The sequence below is a fragment of the Gammaproteobacteria bacterium genome, assembly GCA_016765075.1.
Taxonomy (GTDB): domain Bacteria; phylum Pseudomonadota; class Gammaproteobacteria.
This window is the reverse complement of sequence record JAESQP010000072.1, coordinates 1-15183: the sequence shown is the minus strand read 5'-3', so window position 1 is coordinate 15183 and position 15183 is coordinate 1. Positions and strand designations below refer to the sequence as shown.

General features: G+C 45.1%; 16 protein-coding genes. 9 read left to right on the top strand and 7 right to left on the bottom strand.

Annotated features, from left to right (window positions below; all coding sequences use genetic code 11):
* The coding region (locus tag JKY90_04430) for an LPS export ABC transporter permease LptG (GenBank protein ID MBL4851511.1) at positions 1-225 on the bottom strand (225 nt) is incomplete at its 3' end.
* A 207-nt stretch (positions 226-432) separates the two neighbouring features.
* Here JKY90_04430 and glyQ point away from each other — a divergent pair.
* From glyQ to JKY90_04390, 8 genes are all read left to right on the top strand, one after another.
* Positions 433-1377: a glycine--tRNA ligase subunit alpha gene (gene glyQ, locus JKY90_04425; protein ID MBL4851510.1), complete on the top strand. Its 945-nt coding sequence runs from the start codon at positions 433-435 to the stop codon at positions 1375-1377.
* Positions 1374-3476 carry a glycine--tRNA ligase subunit beta gene (locus JKY90_04420; GenBank protein MBL4851509.1) on the top strand — a complete coding sequence of 701 codons (2103 nt, stop codon included), beginning with the start codon at positions 1374-1376 and terminating at the stop codon, positions 3474-3476. The genes glyQ and JKY90_04420 overlap by 4 nt, the downstream gene beginning before the upstream one ends.
* Before the next feature lie 18 nt (positions 3477-3494).
* Positions 3495-4064: a D-glycero-beta-D-manno-heptose 1,7-bisphosphate 7-phosphatase gene (gene gmhB, locus JKY90_04415; GenBank protein MBL4851508.1), complete on the top strand. Its 570-nt coding sequence runs from the start codon at positions 3495-3497 to the stop codon at positions 4062-4064.
* A 4-nt stretch (positions 4065-4068) separates the two neighbouring features.
* Positions 4069-4773, top strand: coding sequence for a 1-acyl-sn-glycerol-3-phosphate acyltransferase (locus tag JKY90_04410; protein MBL4851507.1), 705 nt, complete (start codon positions 4069-4071; stop codon positions 4771-4773).
* A gap of 31 nt (positions 4774-4804) precedes the next feature.
* A complete protein-coding gene (locus tag JKY90_04405; protein ID MBL4851506.1) occupies positions 4805-5296 on the top strand; it encodes a peptidylprolyl isomerase in 492 nt (163 codons plus the stop codon).
* A gap of 323 nt (positions 5297-5619) precedes the next feature.
* Positions 5620-5748 carry a DUF4197 family protein gene (locus tag JKY90_04400; protein ID MBL4851505.1) on the top strand — a complete coding sequence of 43 codons (129 nt, stop codon included), beginning with the start codon at positions 5620-5622 and terminating at the stop codon, positions 5746-5748.
* A gap of 265 nt (positions 5749-6013) precedes the next feature.
* Positions 6014-6682, top strand: a complete 669-nt coding sequence (locus tag JKY90_04395) for a hypothetical protein (GenBank protein MBL4851504.1) — start codon at positions 6014-6016, stop codon at positions 6680-6682.
* A 202-nt stretch (positions 6683-6884) separates the two neighbouring features.
* Positions 6885-7292, top strand: a complete 408-nt coding sequence (locus tag JKY90_04390; GenBank protein MBL4851503.1) for a VOC family protein — start codon at positions 6885-6887, stop codon at positions 7290-7292.
* A 7-nt stretch (positions 7293-7299) separates the two neighbouring features.
* Here JKY90_04390 and JKY90_04385 read toward each other — a convergent pair whose 3' ends face one another.
* On the bottom strand, positions 7300-8079 hold the full coding sequence (locus JKY90_04385) for a fused MFS/spermidine synthase (protein MBL4851502.1): 780 nt from the start codon (positions 8077-8079) through the stop codon (positions 7300-7302).
* Between the two features lie 149 nt (positions 8080-8228).
* Between JKY90_04385 and JKY90_04380 the strand changes: the two genes are divergently transcribed.
* Complete coding sequence (locus JKY90_04380) at positions 8229-9743, top strand: SulP family inorganic anion transporter (GenBank protein MBL4851501.1); 1515 nt, start codon at positions 8229-8231, stop codon at positions 9741-9743.
* Between the two features lie 35 nt (positions 9744-9778).
* Here the strand turns inward: JKY90_04380 and JKY90_04375 are convergent, their stop codons facing one another.
* The 5 genes from JKY90_04375 to lptD form a co-directional block, all read right to left on the bottom strand.
* Positions 9779-10795 carry a lysophospholipase gene (locus JKY90_04375; GenBank protein ID MBL4851500.1) on the bottom strand — a complete coding sequence of 339 codons (1017 nt, stop codon included), beginning with the start codon at positions 10793-10795 and terminating at the stop codon, positions 9779-9781.
* Positions 10796-10803: 8 nt separating this feature from the next.
* Entirely contained in the window at positions 10804-11595 is a 792-nt protein-coding gene (gene rsmA / locus JKY90_04370; GenBank protein MBL4851499.1) for a 16S rRNA (adenine(1518)-N(6)/adenine(1519)-N(6))-dimethyltransferase RsmA, read from the bottom strand.
* Positions 11596-11607: 12 nt separating this feature from the next.
* A complete protein-coding gene (gene pdxA / locus JKY90_04365; GenBank protein MBL4851498.1) occupies positions 11608-12588 on the bottom strand; it encodes a 4-hydroxythreonine-4-phosphate dehydrogenase PdxA in 981 nt (326 codons plus the stop codon).
* Positions 12589-12697: 109 nt separating this feature from the next.
* Positions 12698-14065, bottom strand: coding sequence for a peptidylprolyl isomerase (locus JKY90_04360; protein MBL4851497.1), 1368 nt, complete (start codon positions 14063-14065; stop codon positions 12698-12700).
* Positions 14066-14078: 13 nt separating this feature from the next.
* Positions 14079-15183: LPS assembly protein LptD (gene lptD, locus JKY90_04355; GenBank protein MBL4851496.1), on the bottom strand; the 1105-nt coding region annotated here is incomplete at its 5' end.

Below are 15183 nucleotides of genomic sequence, written 5' to 3'. Positions count from 1 at the left end.
CACCCCGTTAGGTTCGATGGCATTCACGTGAATAAAGTCGTTACCTTCACGATGCCAATTACCGTGTTTTATTCGTAACACTTTACCGCCGCCCTGATGCAAAGCCCGCTGCCCTTGCGCTATTTGCTCCATATATGGCACCACAAATTGCCCCAATAAAAGTGCCCCTAGCACAATAAGAAAAACAGGTTTTAATACCGACAGCACAATGGAAAATATCGACATGCACGCAGCCCTTGAAAAGGGAACAACCCTTGTCTGCGGGCTGCGTCTTGTATTGGTACATTTGGCTGGCTCTGAACCCATCAATACAAGGTTGTTGGAGTACAGTTTAGTGGAGCCAATAGGTTTCGCGCTAAAACCATGAAATCGTAGACATTTGAGATGAACGACCCGTTATAATAGTGAGCTAAATAAAGCCTATTGAGTAACATGACAGCGCCTTCGCAACCACAAGATTTATCACCGTCAGCCTCGTTTCAGGGCATGATTCTCACGCTACAACACTATTGGGCGGCAAAAGGCTGTGCATTAATGCAGCCCTATGATATGGAAATGGGTGCGGGTACCTTTCATCCTGCAACGTTTTTGCGCTCGATTGGCCCAGAACCTTGGGCTGCTGCCTATGTGCAACCTTGTCGCCGACCCACTGATGGGCGTTATGGCGACAACCCGAATCGCCTACAGCACTACTACCAGTTTCAGGTAGTGATCAAACCTTCACCCTTAGATATACAACAACTTTATCTCGACTCGCTGAAAGTACTGGGTATTGATCCACTTGAGCACGATGTGCGCTTTGTCGAAGACGATTGGGAATCGCCTACCTTAGGCGCTTGGGGTCTAGGTTGGGAAGTCTGGCTCGATGGTATGGAAGTCAGTCAGTTCACCTATTTCCAACAAGTCGGCGGCCTTGATTGCAAGCCCGTCACGGGTGAAATTACCTACGGCTTAGAACGTATCGCTATGTATTTACAAGGTGTTGACAGTGTTTACGATTTAACCTGGTGTGAAGATGGCCTCACCGGACGTGTTAGCTATGGCGATGTCTTTCATCAAAACGAAGTAGAGATGTCAGCCTACAATTTTGAACAAGCTGATGTCGATGCCTTGTTCAAATACTTTGACCAGTACGAAACTGATAGCCAGTCATTAGTTGAGGCAGGCCTGTCATTACCTGCTTATGAAATGGTATTAAAAGCATCGCATTGTTTTAACCTGCTTGATGCGCGTGGCGCTATCAGTGTCACCGAACGCGCGCGCTTTATTGGTCGTGTGCGTAATCTTGCGCGCTCTGTTGCAACGGCTTATTACGAGTGCCGCGAAGCGCTTGGATTCCCCATGCTCAATGGAGATAAAACGGGGGCAGGGAAGTGAGTGCGCGTGATGATTTGCTATTTGAAATTGGCACTGAAGAGTTGCCGCCAATGGCCTTGTCACGCTTGGCGCAAGCCTTGGCGAAGGGTGTTGAAGCGGGCCTTAAGCAAGCCAAGTTGGAATTTACCCGCATTGACTCTTTCGCCTCACCACGTCGTTTAGCCTTTATCGTAAAAGATCTTGTTGCAGAACAGCCGGATGTAAATAGCGAACGACGTGGCCCGGCCATCGCAGCCGCTTTTGATGAGGCAGGAAACCCAAGTAAGGCGCTGCAAGGTTTTGCGCGATCATGTGGTGCTGATGTTAATGATTTGGAAAAACTCGAAACAGATAAGGTCGCGTGGTTTGTTTATCGTAGCCTGATTAAAGGTAAATCCTTAGCAGAGTTGCTGCCTGATATTATCAAGCAATCACTATCCAAATTGCCCATACCCAAGCGTATGCGTTGGGGTGATTTAGGCGAAACCTTTGTCCGTCCCGTGCATTGGTTGATTTTAATGTATGGCGATCAGGTTTTACCTTATACCCAATTTGGACAGAGTGCGAACAATCAAAGTTACGGCCATCGTTTTCATCATCCGCAAGCGGTCAAAATAAAACGCCCCGCCGATTATTTGTCGGCCTTGGAAAAAGCTCGTGTGCTTGCCGATATTGACGTGCGCAAAAAGCGTGTTGTTGCGGCCATTAATACCGCAGCAAATGAGGCAGGTGGTGAAGCTGTTATTGATAATGAATTGTTAGAGCTGATCACCAGTATTGTCGAATGGCCTTCACCGATATTAGGACAATTTGATAATACTTTTCTTGAATTGCCAGAGCCTGTCATCGTTGCTGTATTAAAAGGCCATCAGAAATGTTTTCACGTTAAAAAAGGCGGTAAATTGCTGCCCTATTTTATCAGCATCAGCAATGTTGACAGTAGTAACCCAGCAGTTGTTATATCGGGGAATGAGCGTGTTGTTAAAGCGCGTCTCGCCGATGCGACCTTTTTCTTTAAGAAAGATTTAAAAGCACCTTTATCAGAGCTTGTTGATGGTTTGAAAAACGTCGTGTTCCAACATAAGTTAGGGTCGGTCTACGATAAGATGAAAAACGTACGTGGTTTGGCGAAAAACATTGCGTCGGCGCAAGGGTTTTCCAGCGAAACCTGCGCAGCCTTAGAGCAAGCAGCAAGCTTATGCAAGGCAGACTTGCAAAGCCACATGGTGTTTGAATTTCCTGAGTTACAAGGTGAGATGGGTTACCAATATGCACAACGTGCACCGAATAATTTGCCTGATAATGTTGCTATAGCCTTAAAAGAATATTACTACCCACGTTTTTCTGGCGATGAATTGCCGGCAAGTGAAATATCGCAAAGTCTCGCCTTGGCGGATCGCATCGATTCTATTGCTGCCTTGTTTTCGATTGGCCAAGCGCCAACCGGAGAGCGCGACCCCTTTGCATTGCGTCGTGCGGTGCTGGGCGTGATTCGCATTGTTGTTGAGAAATCACTAGACCTTGATCTGACACAATTATTTACAGCAGCCTTGAACCAATTGCCGAATACTTTTGATACGAGTAAGGTTTTAAAAGAGATTGATGGTTTTGTTCGTGGACGATTGCGTGGTTATTACCTCGATCAAGGTGTTAGCCACGATACTTATGAAGCAGTAGACAGCGTGCGTCACTGGCAATCTGAATGCCAACCTTATGATATTGATCGTCGCATCAAAGCCATTAGTGTATTTCGTTTACAGCCAGAAGCTGCGGCCTTGGCAGCAGCTAATAAACGTATTACGAATATTCTTAAGAAAAGTGACGTAGACAGCAATATTGATCAAACTATTGATCCTAGCTTGCTCGAAGATAATTCAGAGAAGGCGTTGCATAGCCAGGTACAGTCGTTAGCGGTAACGATCGCGCCTTTAATTAAAGCGAGAGATTACGAAAAAGTATTGTCACAATTGTCGACATTGAAAGACAGCATTGATATATTTTTTGATCAAGTCATGGTGATGTGTGATGATGAAAAAGTAAAAAATAATCGCATCGCCTTATTGTGTCAAACGAGAAACCTTTTTTTAAAGGTTGCAGACATTTCCTGTTTGCAGCTATAGCTGGCCGGGAATCATACTATGAAGCTCGTTATTCTGGATCGTGACGGCGTTATCAATCATGAATCAGATCATTTTATTAAAACACCCATAGAATGGAAGCCGATACCTGATAGTATCACTGCTATTGCACGTCTTAATCGAGCGGGTTTTCGCGTCGTAGTTGCCACTAATCAGTCGGGAATAGCGCGGGGTTTGTTCGACATCAGTATGTTAGGTCGTATTCATGAAAAAATGCACCGTCATGTCAGCGACGCTGGCGGTAATATCGAAGCCATCTTTTTTTGTCCACACGAGCCGGGCGATGAATGTGATTGTCGTAAGCCTAAGCCTGGTTTGTTTAACGATATTGCCGAACGCTTGCATATCAATCTTAAAGGTGTACCAGCAATAGGTGATTCACTGCGTGATATTCAGGCGGCCGCAGCTGCGGGTGCAACCCCCGTGTTGGTGTTGACAGGGCGAGGTGAGCAAACCCTGAAAAACCCAGAGGATATCAAAGGTATACCTGTTTACGCCGATCTGTCTGCGGCGGCCGATGCCATTATCGATGGCAGTATTAACGACGCCTTGGCTACTGAGATTCCATAATCATATGATCTGGCTACGCTCTCTTTTATACTCATTGTTTTCTTTAGTAACCATCGTTATATTCGCCATTTTGGGCGTGTTCACTTTCCCCTTTCCGTTTGAAAAGCGTTATGCCTTTATCAAGCAATGGGCGCGAATGAATCTCTGGTGGTTAAAGCTTGCCTGCGGCCTTGACTATAAAGTGTTAGGCAGAGAAAACATCCCTAAGAAAAATTCAATTATATTTTGTAAGCATCAGTCAATGTGGGAGACAATGGTGTTGCAGAATATTTTTCCACCGCAAGTGTGGGTAATGAAAAAAGAGCTGCTTAAAGTCCCCTTCTTCGGTTGGGGTTTAGCCATGTTAGAACCTATTGCTATTAACCGTGGTGCTGGGCGTAAGGCATTGAAACAACTGCGTGAAGAAGGGGATAAGCGTCTTCAAAATGGACGTTGGATAGTGATATTTCCTGAAGGCACACGCATGCCGCCGGGTGAAAAAGGCCAATACCAAATTGGTGGAGCCATGCTAGCGCAATATAACGGCGGTCTTGTCGTGCCGGTCGCGCATAATGCAGGGTATTACTGGCCGCGTCGTGGTTTCTTAAAAAAGCCAGGCACAATTACCTTATCCATTGGCAAGCCGATTGATTGTAAGGGCTTGTCCGCGCGTGAAATCAATAAGCGAGCCGAAGTAAGTATTGAAAGTATGATGGAAAAAATTACTTAAAATTTTAAATTTATATTATCAGGAAATAATAATGACAATTACAGATAAAGCGGTAGTGGCTATTCATTACACCTTAAAAAATGATAACGGCGATAAGCTTGATGGATCTAGCGACGGTGAGCCATTAGTATATTTACACGGTTGTGGAAATATTATCCCTGGTCTGGAAGAAGCATTAGCTGGTAAGAACATTGGTGACAACGTAAACGTGACTGTGCCACCTGAAAAAGCCTATGGCGAAAAGAAAGAAGAGATGATGGGTAAAGTGCCGCTAAGCGCGTTCGAAGGGATGGGCGAGTTAAAATCCGGTATGCGTTTTGACGCAGAAGGTGAAGATGGTCATCTTCAAATGGTTGTCATTGAAGAGGTCGGTGAAAAAGAGATCACTGTTAATGGTAATCATCCGATGGCAGGGATGACCTTACATTTTGATGTGACGATTGATTCAATTCGTCAAGCGACAGAAGAAGAATTGAGTCATGGGCATGTACATACAGCTGGGGGATGTGGTCACGACCATTAGGTTTTTTATTTTTTCTTCCATGTTGTTGTTCCCGCGTAGGCGGGCATCTAACTTACATAGATGTGGGAAATGCTGATTTTGTCGGGAACGAAAATCAGCCACACACCCGTCATTCCCTCAGCCACACCCCCGTCATTCCCTTGGAGAAGGGAATCCATATATATCGGTTGTCTTTTCTACTATTGTTTTTCGCCAATTTTAATATATTACGGACGAGTGTGTTTGCGGTCAAAAGTAACCAAAACCCTTGCTTCCACACAGCAGTCGCCTTCCAGGCGGAACCTCGCGTAATAAGCGAAGATAAACTCCACCTGGACAGATAGGTGATCAACAAGACGCTCGACGGACTATTCACCAAGCTGACACTGAAAGAAGCGAAAACTCGACAAGATGTGCTAGCACGAAGCAACGATTTACTGAAAAAATATTTCAGTAGATCGTACTTTTCTTGACCGTCTTGACCGTCTTGACGTTTGATAACCCCCCAGTTTTTTATCAAAAAGTTACGCTCCTCCTGGAAGCCTCTGATTTTTATCTAAAAATTTGTTACTTCGGCACATAGCAATCTTACTGCACCAAACTTACACATAATCCGTGTGATAAAATCTATACCTATAGTGGATAAATAGCCACCTCTTGCCTGGCTATACTGACTAAGTAGCAAGCAAATGCAAGACCACTTTATTTCGCGCCACTTTAGACATAAGGAGCCGCATCATGTTAATTCGACGCATTCTTAGAAATTTATCATTTACGCTAATTGCCATATTAACAGTAGTATTTTCTGCACACGCCGAACAAAAACAGCAATCCAGCGAATATCCTATTATTCTTTCTGTTAAAAATGGTCACTTTATATATAAAGATGGCTATTATGAATACGTGAGAAAAAAAGACGGGCATTCGGATATTGACACGCTTAAATCTAAAAATACTCAGCAGCCTAAGCAAGTCACAACCATAAAAAAATACCGATTTGACACATATAAATTTAAGAAAAAAAACTTCAAAAATAAAAAGCAGCTAACACATGATAACGTTATTGAAAATGATCAATATGTGTACAGCAAACCACTGAAATATAATAATTTCTCTAAAACTGGCTATTATAGATATGGGTTTAGCCAAAACTCCAAAAGATTTCATCGTGGATTTAGCAACAACTCCAGAGGGTTTTTAAGAAATTCGAGAAACTTTAATCGTGGATTTAAAGGGCATCACTCCAGAGGATTTAAAAGAAATTCGAGAAACTTTAATCGTGGGTTTAGCAGAAGCTTTATTGATCGTGGATTTAAAGGGCACCACTCCAGAGGATTTAAAAGAAATTCGAGAAGCTTTAATCGTGGGTTTAGCAACAGCTCTAGGGGGTTTAGAGGGCACCACTAAATTGGTCAACCAGAAAAAGCCTATGACGTTAACATTGATATAGTCCGATATTACGAGCGTAAGGATCTAATTTCCCCTATTGAGCATACTGGTTCGTAATTCTTCTATTAATAAGCGAAGTTTCAAGTAGACGGTTTAAGCTTTTTTAAGTAACCGTATTAGTGGTACTGAATAAGCTGTGCATGCTTTAGAGGGTTAATCAATGAAAGAGATCATGCGTATTAATCATATCGGTCTTAGGGTGAGTAGTTTAGAGCTTGCCCGTGGCTTTTATGAAAAATTAGGTTTTGAGTTTATTGTCGGGCCTATTGGTCCTGAGCCTGTGGCGATTATGGAACATCCTTCTGGGGTAAATATCAATTTCATTCTTAATGCGTCTGAAAGTGATAAGTTGAATGTATTGATGGATGTGCCTGAAAAGCATACGGGTTATACGCATATTGCGCTTGAGGTGTCTGATTTAGAGGCAGTGCAAAAACGACTTGGTGAGTTGAACTATCCAATTACTGAGGGGCCTATTACCACGCCTGATGGAGCAACGCTTATTTTTATCCGTGACCTAGACGATAATGTGATTGAATTTCATAAGCCTGCTGCGTCGCCAGTGTAGCCTTGCTTTATTGCTGTGTGGGGTTTGGAATAAAGCGAATCAATTTTTGCAGTAACGCCATATCAACATCGAGGTCTTTTGTTAGTTGATTGATTTTGTCTGCGCTAATGGGTGTGGCGGCTTGTTTGGATAAAAATAAAATAATATTTTTATCTTCCGGCACGTCGAGCAAAGCCAGCGTATCAAAATTTGGATAGGCAGCCTGCAACATTTTCAGCATTTCGGTGGCGTCTTTAACCAACAGATTAACCACGGCGATACCGTTATCATCCAGTTTGTTTGCTATGTCTTTGTAGAAGTTGTTATCGCTTAAACAGGGTGGCGCGCCATCATGACCAAAGATGTCGCAAAAAATCATATCGAAGGTTTGATCAGTTTGTGCGAGATACTCTTCGGCGCCGCCTTGCCAAATCGAATAGTGATCGGAGTCTAATTTAAAATATTCGCGCGAAATCTCAATCACCGTGGGGCTGAGTTCAACGGATTGCAGTTTTAGCTCAGGCAGCTTCTTACGAAAGAAGCGCTCAAATGCACCGCCACCGAGGCCGAGACTAAGCAGGCTCTTGGGTAGTGGTTGAAACATAAAGCCTGCCAACATGGTTCGTGCGTAGGGCAGAATCAGTTTTTCTGGTTCATCCACTGACATAGCAGACTGAATCGCCGGGCTATTGAAGTGAAACCAGCGGATGCCTTCCAGCTCACGTACTTGAATATCTTCTCCATCACGTTCAACTGAGTGTAGGCGTTTGCCGCTTTCCAGTGTTAAGGCATTGAGATCAATAGTCATAGAGATATGGGCTGTGTAACAAAAAATGTTAAGGCAATGTATTGTGTGACGATACCCTACTTTATAGGCACTGACTGGCGCACTGGCTATGTTAGTATCGCCAACCGCCTAAGAGCGCCGTGTTTGGTGCCACCAACCACGAGGTTAGCATGTTTTACCATTATATAGCCGGACAGGGCAGCCCTAAAAACGACATATTATCTGGATTGACAGTCGCTCTGGCATTGGTGCCCGAAGCGGTGGCGTTTGCCTTTGTTGCCGGGGTTGAACCTTTGGTCGGTCTTTATGCGGCCTTTTTGGTTGGTCTGATCACCGGTCTATTTGGCGGTCGCCCTGGCACGATCTCTGGTGCAACAGGCTCCATGGCAGTGGTGATGGTGGCGTTGGTTGCGCAACACGGGCTGGAATATTTACTTGCTGCGGTAGTACTAACCGGAATTATTCAGATCACCATTGGTTTGCTTAAGCTAGGAAAACTGATTCGTATTGTGCCGCACCCGGTTATGTTGGGTTTTGTTAACGGTTTAGCCATTATCATTTTTTTAGCTCAGCTTGAGACCTTCCAGATTGATGGTGAATGGATTCAAAGCCAGGCATTGTGGGTGATGCTTGGCCTGGTTGCATTGACCATGGCGATTATTCATTTTTTACCTAAATTAACCAATGCAATTCCTTCATCATTAGTGGCGATTATTACGGTGTCATTGATTGTGATTTTCGTGGGCTGGGATAGTCGTACCGTTGGTGATTTGGCATCTATCAAAGGCAACTTACCCTCATTCCATATTCCCATGGTTGAGTTGAGCTGGGAAACCCTGAAAATTATTTTGCCTTATGCAATTGTATTAGCATTGATTGGTTTGATTGAGTCTTTGCTAACATTAACTGTGATTGATGAAATGACCGACACACGGGGCCGCGGTAACGTAGAGTGTGTTGCTCAAGGTGGTGCTAACCTTGTTACAGGTTTCTTTGGCGGCATGGGTGGTTGCGCGATGATCGGTCAGAGCATGATTAATATCGAGTCGGGTGGCCGTGGTCGTTTATCATCAATTAGTGCAGCCTTGTTTTTATTGGCTTTTATTCTCTTTGCATCTGGCTTGATTGAACAAATACCGTTGGCGGCATTGACCGGTGTGATGTTCATGGTAGTGATTGGTACCTTTGAGTGGTCAAGCTTTCGCATACTCGGAAAAATTCCCAAGGCGGATGCTTTTGTTTTAATTTTAGTGTCGAGTGTAACCGTATTTACCGACCTGGCTGTTGCAGTCATTGTTGGTGTGATTGTGTCGGCATTGGTCTTTGCATGGGAGCATGCCAAGCACATTGGTGTAAAAAGTTATATTGATGACAAAGGCTCAAAAGTATATGAGCTAAGCGGCCCTTTGTTTTTTGCCTCAGTTAAAAACTTTCAAGACTTATTTAATCCGAAAGACGACCCCGACGATGTAATTATCGAATTTCAACAATCACGTGTTGTTGACCACTCTGCAATCGAGTCTATCGACACCTTGGCAGAACGTTACGTCAAGGCAGGAAAAACCCTGCATCTGCGTCATCTTAGTCCTGAGTGTCGCTTACTACTTAAAAAAGCGGGTGATTTGGTCGAAGTGAATTATCTTGAAGATCCTAAATATCACGTTGCGGACGATGAGTTAAATTAAGAGCTCCTGATTTTAATAGCAAACTTATGCAAGTCTTACAAATTGCAATACAGGTTTTTCCATTCGTTATTGTTGAGACTCAATTCTGTGTTTAGCGGCTGGTCTGCATCGTCTATCCACGTAATCAAGTCTTGATAGACATTATTAGCCTGTAGATCACGACTGAGCATGTGATAGCCATTTTTATATAAGACAAAACGCATATTATTAATTTTATTTTCAGCAATATTCGCTAACATTTCACAGGTGGGTTGCTTGGTGATGAGTTCATCTTTATCACCATAGAAGACAATACCTTTTGCTGAAACCCCTTTGGCAGCGGCGAGCGCTTGATCCATCAGGTTAGTGAGGCCGTAAATAGCATCAATACGTGTAGCCTTAATCACCAGTGGGTCTTTCGATAGTTCTTTGAGCATATTGTCGTTATCGGATACCACGCGTTCAAACCCTTTTGCGGTGGGTTTCCATGCTGGCGCGATGCGTACAGTTAGCCACAGTGCGAGCCGTTGATACCAAGGCTGTGTGTGTCGCGCCCATACGGCGGGAGCGAGCAGACTAATACCGGCAACCTGTGGTGCATTTGGCTTGGCGAAGGTGGTCATAACAACAGCGCCGCCCATACTTTCACCAATAATATAAAGCGGCAAGTCAGGGTGTTTGTCTTTAATGAGTTTTATCATTGTTGCCAAGTCATTTTGCAGAGCGTCCTCATGAGGCCATAGCCCCCTGTGTTGGGTCTCACCAAAACCACGTTGATCGTAGGCGTAACAATTCACATTGTGCTCAGATAAATAAGTGCATAGTGGTGCAAAGGCGTTGCGATAATCATTAAAGCCATGCAGCGCGATGAGGCTGGTTTTTGGGTTATTAGCCAGGTATGTATCCAGTGGTAAGCGATAGCCGTCAGCCATAATCACTACATTATTGTTGAGCGATGGCGTGACACGGATTGTTGATACGGGTTGATGTTTTGGATTGCTGCAGGCAAATAGGGAAAATAATATCAGGCAAATAAATATTGCTGATAAAAATGGAAATATAAAACGTTGCACTGATAGTTCTACTTGGTAGTTTGTAGCTGTGTGTATAGGTTTGCAAATTCTTTTAGCGTTAAGGTTTCAGCGCGACGAGAAGGGTCAATGTTGGCTGCTTGTATTTGTTCTGCAGCCAATATTTTTTTCAGGTTATTACGCAGTGTTTTACGTTTTTGCGCAAAGCAGGCTTTGATGAATTTATGGAACCTAGGGTTGTCTTGTATGTTAACAGGCGGTGTTGCGTGAGGTTGCAAGCGAATAATGGATGAGTCGACCTTGGGTGGTGGCTCGAAAGCGTCGGGTGGCACATCAAACAATCTTTCAACTTGGTAGTGTAGTTGCAACCAAACACTAAGCTGGTTATAGGATTTTTCTCCAGGCTGCGCGATTAGTCTAAGTGCAATCTCTTTTTGCACCATAAAACACATGTCGACAATGATGGCATGAAAGTCAATAAGGTGAAAAAAAAGCGGGGTAGAAATATTGTAAGGCAGGTTACCGATAAGCTTGATGGGTTTTTGTTCTGAGCCGAGTTCATTAAAGTCAAACCGCAGCACATCACAGTTATACACTTCAATATTTGCACCCTGTTTTTTTTGTTCTTGCCACCAGGCAACTAAATCGCGATCAAGCTCTATTAAACGCAGCGCTACATCGTACTCTAATAATGGCAGGGTGAGGGCGCCACGACCAGGGCCAATTTCTACCAGGGCTTGGTTTTTTTGTGGTGAGATGGCGTGGATGATGTCATGAATGACACCATCGTCTTTGAGGAAATGTTGGCCAAAACGCTTACGAGTGACATGCTGTTCGAACACGCTTCTACCTATTTAATTAGTTAGTATGACGGCCATATCAAGCGCCGCTTGTAGGCTACTGTGATCGGCTTTGCCTGTGCCAGCCAGATCCAAAGCCGTACCGTGGTCGACTGAAGTGCGAATAATGGGTAAGCCTAAAGTAATATTAACGCCCTTGCCAAAGGCATGATGCTTTAATACTGGCAAGCCTTGGTCATGATACATAGCGACGATGACATCGTAGTGTTGCATATGTTGTGGTGTGAAAATGGTATCAGCAGGCAGTGGGCCAGTTAAATTCAATCCTTGTTTTTGTAATTGTTTTATAACTGGGATGATGGTGTCAATTTCTTCTCGACCTAAATGGCCGCCTTCCCCCGCATGTGGGTTAAGTCCACAAATTCCTATACGTGGTTTTTCGAGCTTGAAGCGTTGTTGTAGCTCAGAATGGATAATACACAGCGTTTGTTTAAGGCGTTCTGTTGTAATCGACTGGCTGACTTGTGACAGGGGTATATGTGTAGTGACAAGCGCTACACGTAGTTCGCCCCCAGCCAACATCATGACCGGTAGATCGGTGTGAGTTTTCTCTGCTAAATATTCCGTATGACCTTTAAAAGCAATGCCAGCATCGTTAATAATACCCTTGTGCAAAGGGCCGGTCACTAAGGCATCGTAGCGACCGTTAAGGCAGCCGTCGACAGCTTTATCAATGCAGGATAGGACATAGGCAGCATTGGCAACATTAAGTTGGCCGCATTGGTTTTTACTCAGTAAGGGTTGGTGCAGGATGGAGACGTTACCCGCGCGTTGTGGCTTAGCAGCTTGTGACAACTCGGCTGGATAAATGTTGAGCTTCATATTCAGTGTTTCTGCGCGTTTTTGCATTAGAGCAAGGTCGGCAATAAAAATGAGTTCGTGATCACCTGCTTCTTGTGTCAAGGCAAGACAGATGTCAGGGCCAATGCCGGCAGGTTCGCCAGGGGTAATGGCGATACGTTTACATGTTCTCATAGATGGTTTTTATTTTCGGGTATTGAAATGTTAGGAAACCTTTGGTTTTCTGGGTTAGATAAACCTATTAGTCAATAGGCTGTATTCATGACATAACAGGGGAGGTTGCTTAGAGGCGTAACTCGACGTAGGCGTCATCACGCAGCCGACGTAGCTCCGTTCGGCGCTCTTCTTCGATGCGACGTTGGCGCACGATGTCGCGCGCACGGTTTTTTTTCACTGTTTCTGTTGCATCGAAATCACGGCGATCACTGACATGAATAATATGCCAACCAAATTGAGTTTCGATAGGTTCGCTCATTGCTCCAATGGCCAATGCGTTCATTGCCTTTTCAAAAGGCGCGACAGTGGCGCCAGGGCTAACCCAGCCAAGGTTGCCACCTTCTTTACCTGAGCCAAGATCATCTGAGTGCTCTTTTGCCAGCAAGGCAAAGCCTTCACCGTCGACAAGGCGTTGATGAAATGTTTGCGCAAGTGCTAAAGCTTCTTCTTTACTACGGTCTCTATTGGTGACGAGAATGTGCCGTGCCTGGGTTTGTTTAACGATTTGCGTATCGGTGTCACGGCTATCAAGCAGCTTTATAATGTGAAAGCCACTGGTGCTTTTGATGACACTGCTGATATCGCCTTTGGCCATGCTGGGTACAACAGGCGCAAATAAAGTGGGTAACTCATTCGCTGCACGCCAACCAAGATTGCCGCCATCGAGCGCGGTGCTACCGTCCGATTCGGCGACCGCTATTTCAGCAAAATTAGCACCTTGTGTTAGGCGTGTGACAATGACTTTAGCTTTTTCGCGCGCTAAAGTGACTTCTTCTGCATTGGCATTTTCAGGTATAGCGATGAGAATATGACCTAACTGATAGTCGACGTTAATATTGCCCTGCGTTTGTTGAGTTTCAAGAAAGGCAGTGATATCAGCATCGCTGATGGAAACACGGCTATCAATTTGGCGCTGGTAAAAACGGTTTAAGGTAATTTCCTCGCGTATGTTTTCACGAAATTTCTCAAAGCTAATGCCGTCACGGACTAATACTTGGCGAAACTGCGATAAGGTCAAATTACTTTCGGCAGCAATATTGGTCAGCGTACGGTTTAAGGTTTCATCATCGACGACGATATTGGCACGTTGGGCGGTTTGTAATTGTATTTTGCGGTTAACTAATCGTTCTAGTACCTGTTTTTGCAAGACATCCAGGCTAGGTGCCTGGGTATTACGGCGGCGCAGTTCCTGGCTAACGCGCTGGACTTCGGCGCCTAGCTCGGTGCTGGTGATGATGTCATCGTTAACAACGGCGACGATGCTATCAAGCGGGATCGCCTCGTCAGCGGAGTGTGCTGAGCCAATAAAACTGACCATACCGGTAAGTAGTATTCCGAGAGCCAGCCCCCGCGAAAGCGTGGGGGTAAGTGGCACACGTAAGCCAAGGCGAAAAACAGCATGCCCTGAGGGCACATGGAAATAGCGGTGTTGCATTGTAAAAAAACCTTTATCGTTGATAACCAAGGATACCATTTTCGAGCAAGCTATCGATGCCCCCGCCAATGCTGGTGAGGCCTTTTAGCTCTAACTGCACAAGAAAAGCGGTGTTGCTTTCATCACTGGCGTTAATATCGTTAATGAACTCGCGTCTGACGAAGGATAAGCGCCAGCAGCACTGCTCATATTCAATGCCGGCAAAGGACTCCAGTGTTTGGCTGCGATCCAGCGAATAGTTCCAGCGGCCGACAGCACGCCAACGCTGGTTTAGCGGCCAAAAAAACGACACATCCGTTTGCTCCAATACCGGCGTGTCCGGGGTAGCGATAGCTGAGGGGTCGCGGGCGCGATAGGATAGATTTAGCCCGCGATCGGGTGTTGGACGGTATTGCAGACTGACGGTGGTTTTGACTGAATTTTCGTCATCAGGATCCCACTGCCATTCAGCGCTGGCGCGCCAGCGTCCGTTAGGCATAGCATCGATGCGGGCAACAAAATCAGAAGTGTTATCGGTGTCTATTGCGCCGCCGTTGAGCGTCACTTTACGATCACGAAAATGGCGAATTTGGCCTAAGGCGAGCCGGACCAGCTCATCACCACTTTCATCATCGATCAGCCGTGAAGTGACGGCTAAGGCGAGTTGATTGGCATCACCCACGCGGTCACCGCCGGAAAAACGATTATCACGGAACAGTTGTTCAAAGGTGAAGTCATTAAGGCCGGTATCAAAGATGGGGATAGCGTCCTGGTCTTTGAACGGCACGTGCAAGTAAAACAAGCGCGGCTCAAGGGTATGAATAAAGGCGCGTTTACCCAAAGCCAGTGGTTTGTCAAAGTATAAACCACTATCGAGGCTGCTGATGGGTAGAGTCCGCGTCTGATTGCTGTCTACGCCAGGCGCCTGGTCATCGAGTGCAAATTGTGTATGGCGTAAACTCAGTTTAGGCTCAAAAAAGCCCCATGATCGGTTGTAGCGGCGGCCGAACGTGGGTTGAATATCAAAGCGTGACGCAGTAATTCCAGTTAGGACAGCTGGTGAAATAGGTTTAGCAAAGCCAGAAAATATTGATTTAATGGATGTTTCTCCGAAACAACTTGTGTCTGTTGCTGCCGCT

Excerpts from the sequence above, each read along its gene's own strand:
- JKY90_04360 (MBL4851497.1), bottom strand. The coding sequence starts at position 14,065 with ATGCAACACCGCTATTTCCATGTGCCCTCAGGGCATGCTGTTTTTCGC.
- gmhB (MBL4851508.1), top strand. The coding sequence starts at position 3,495 with ATGAAGCTCGTTATTCTGGATCGTGACGGCGTTATCAATCATGAATCA.
- glyQ (MBL4851510.1), top strand. The coding sequence starts at position 433 with ATGACAGCGCCTTCGCAACCACAAGATTTATCACCGTCAGCCTCGTTT.
- JKY90_04395 (MBL4851504.1), top strand. The coding sequence starts at position 6,014 with ATGTTAATTCGACGCATTCTTAGAAATTTATCATTTACGCTAATTGCC.
- JKY90_04410 (MBL4851507.1), top strand. The coding sequence starts at position 4,069 with ATGATCTGGCTACGCTCTCTTTTATACTCATTGTTTTCTTTAGTAACC.
- JKY90_04390 (MBL4851503.1), top strand. The coding sequence starts at position 6,885 with ATGAAAGAGATCATGCGTATTAATCATATCGGTCTTAGGGTGAGTAGT.
- pdxA (MBL4851498.1), bottom strand. The coding sequence starts at position 12,588 with ATGAGAACATGTAAACGTATCGCCATTACCCCTGGCGAACCTGCCGGC.
- JKY90_04380 (MBL4851501.1), top strand. The coding sequence starts at position 8,229 with ATGTTTTACCATTATATAGCCGGACAGGGCAGCCCTAAAAACGACATA.
- JKY90_04385 (MBL4851502.1), bottom strand. The coding sequence starts at position 8,079 with ATGACTATTGATCTCAATGCCTTAACACTGGAAAGCGGCAAACGCCTA.
- JKY90_04405 (MBL4851506.1), top strand. The coding sequence starts at position 4,805 with ATGACAATTACAGATAAAGCGGTAGTGGCTATTCATTACACCTTAAAA.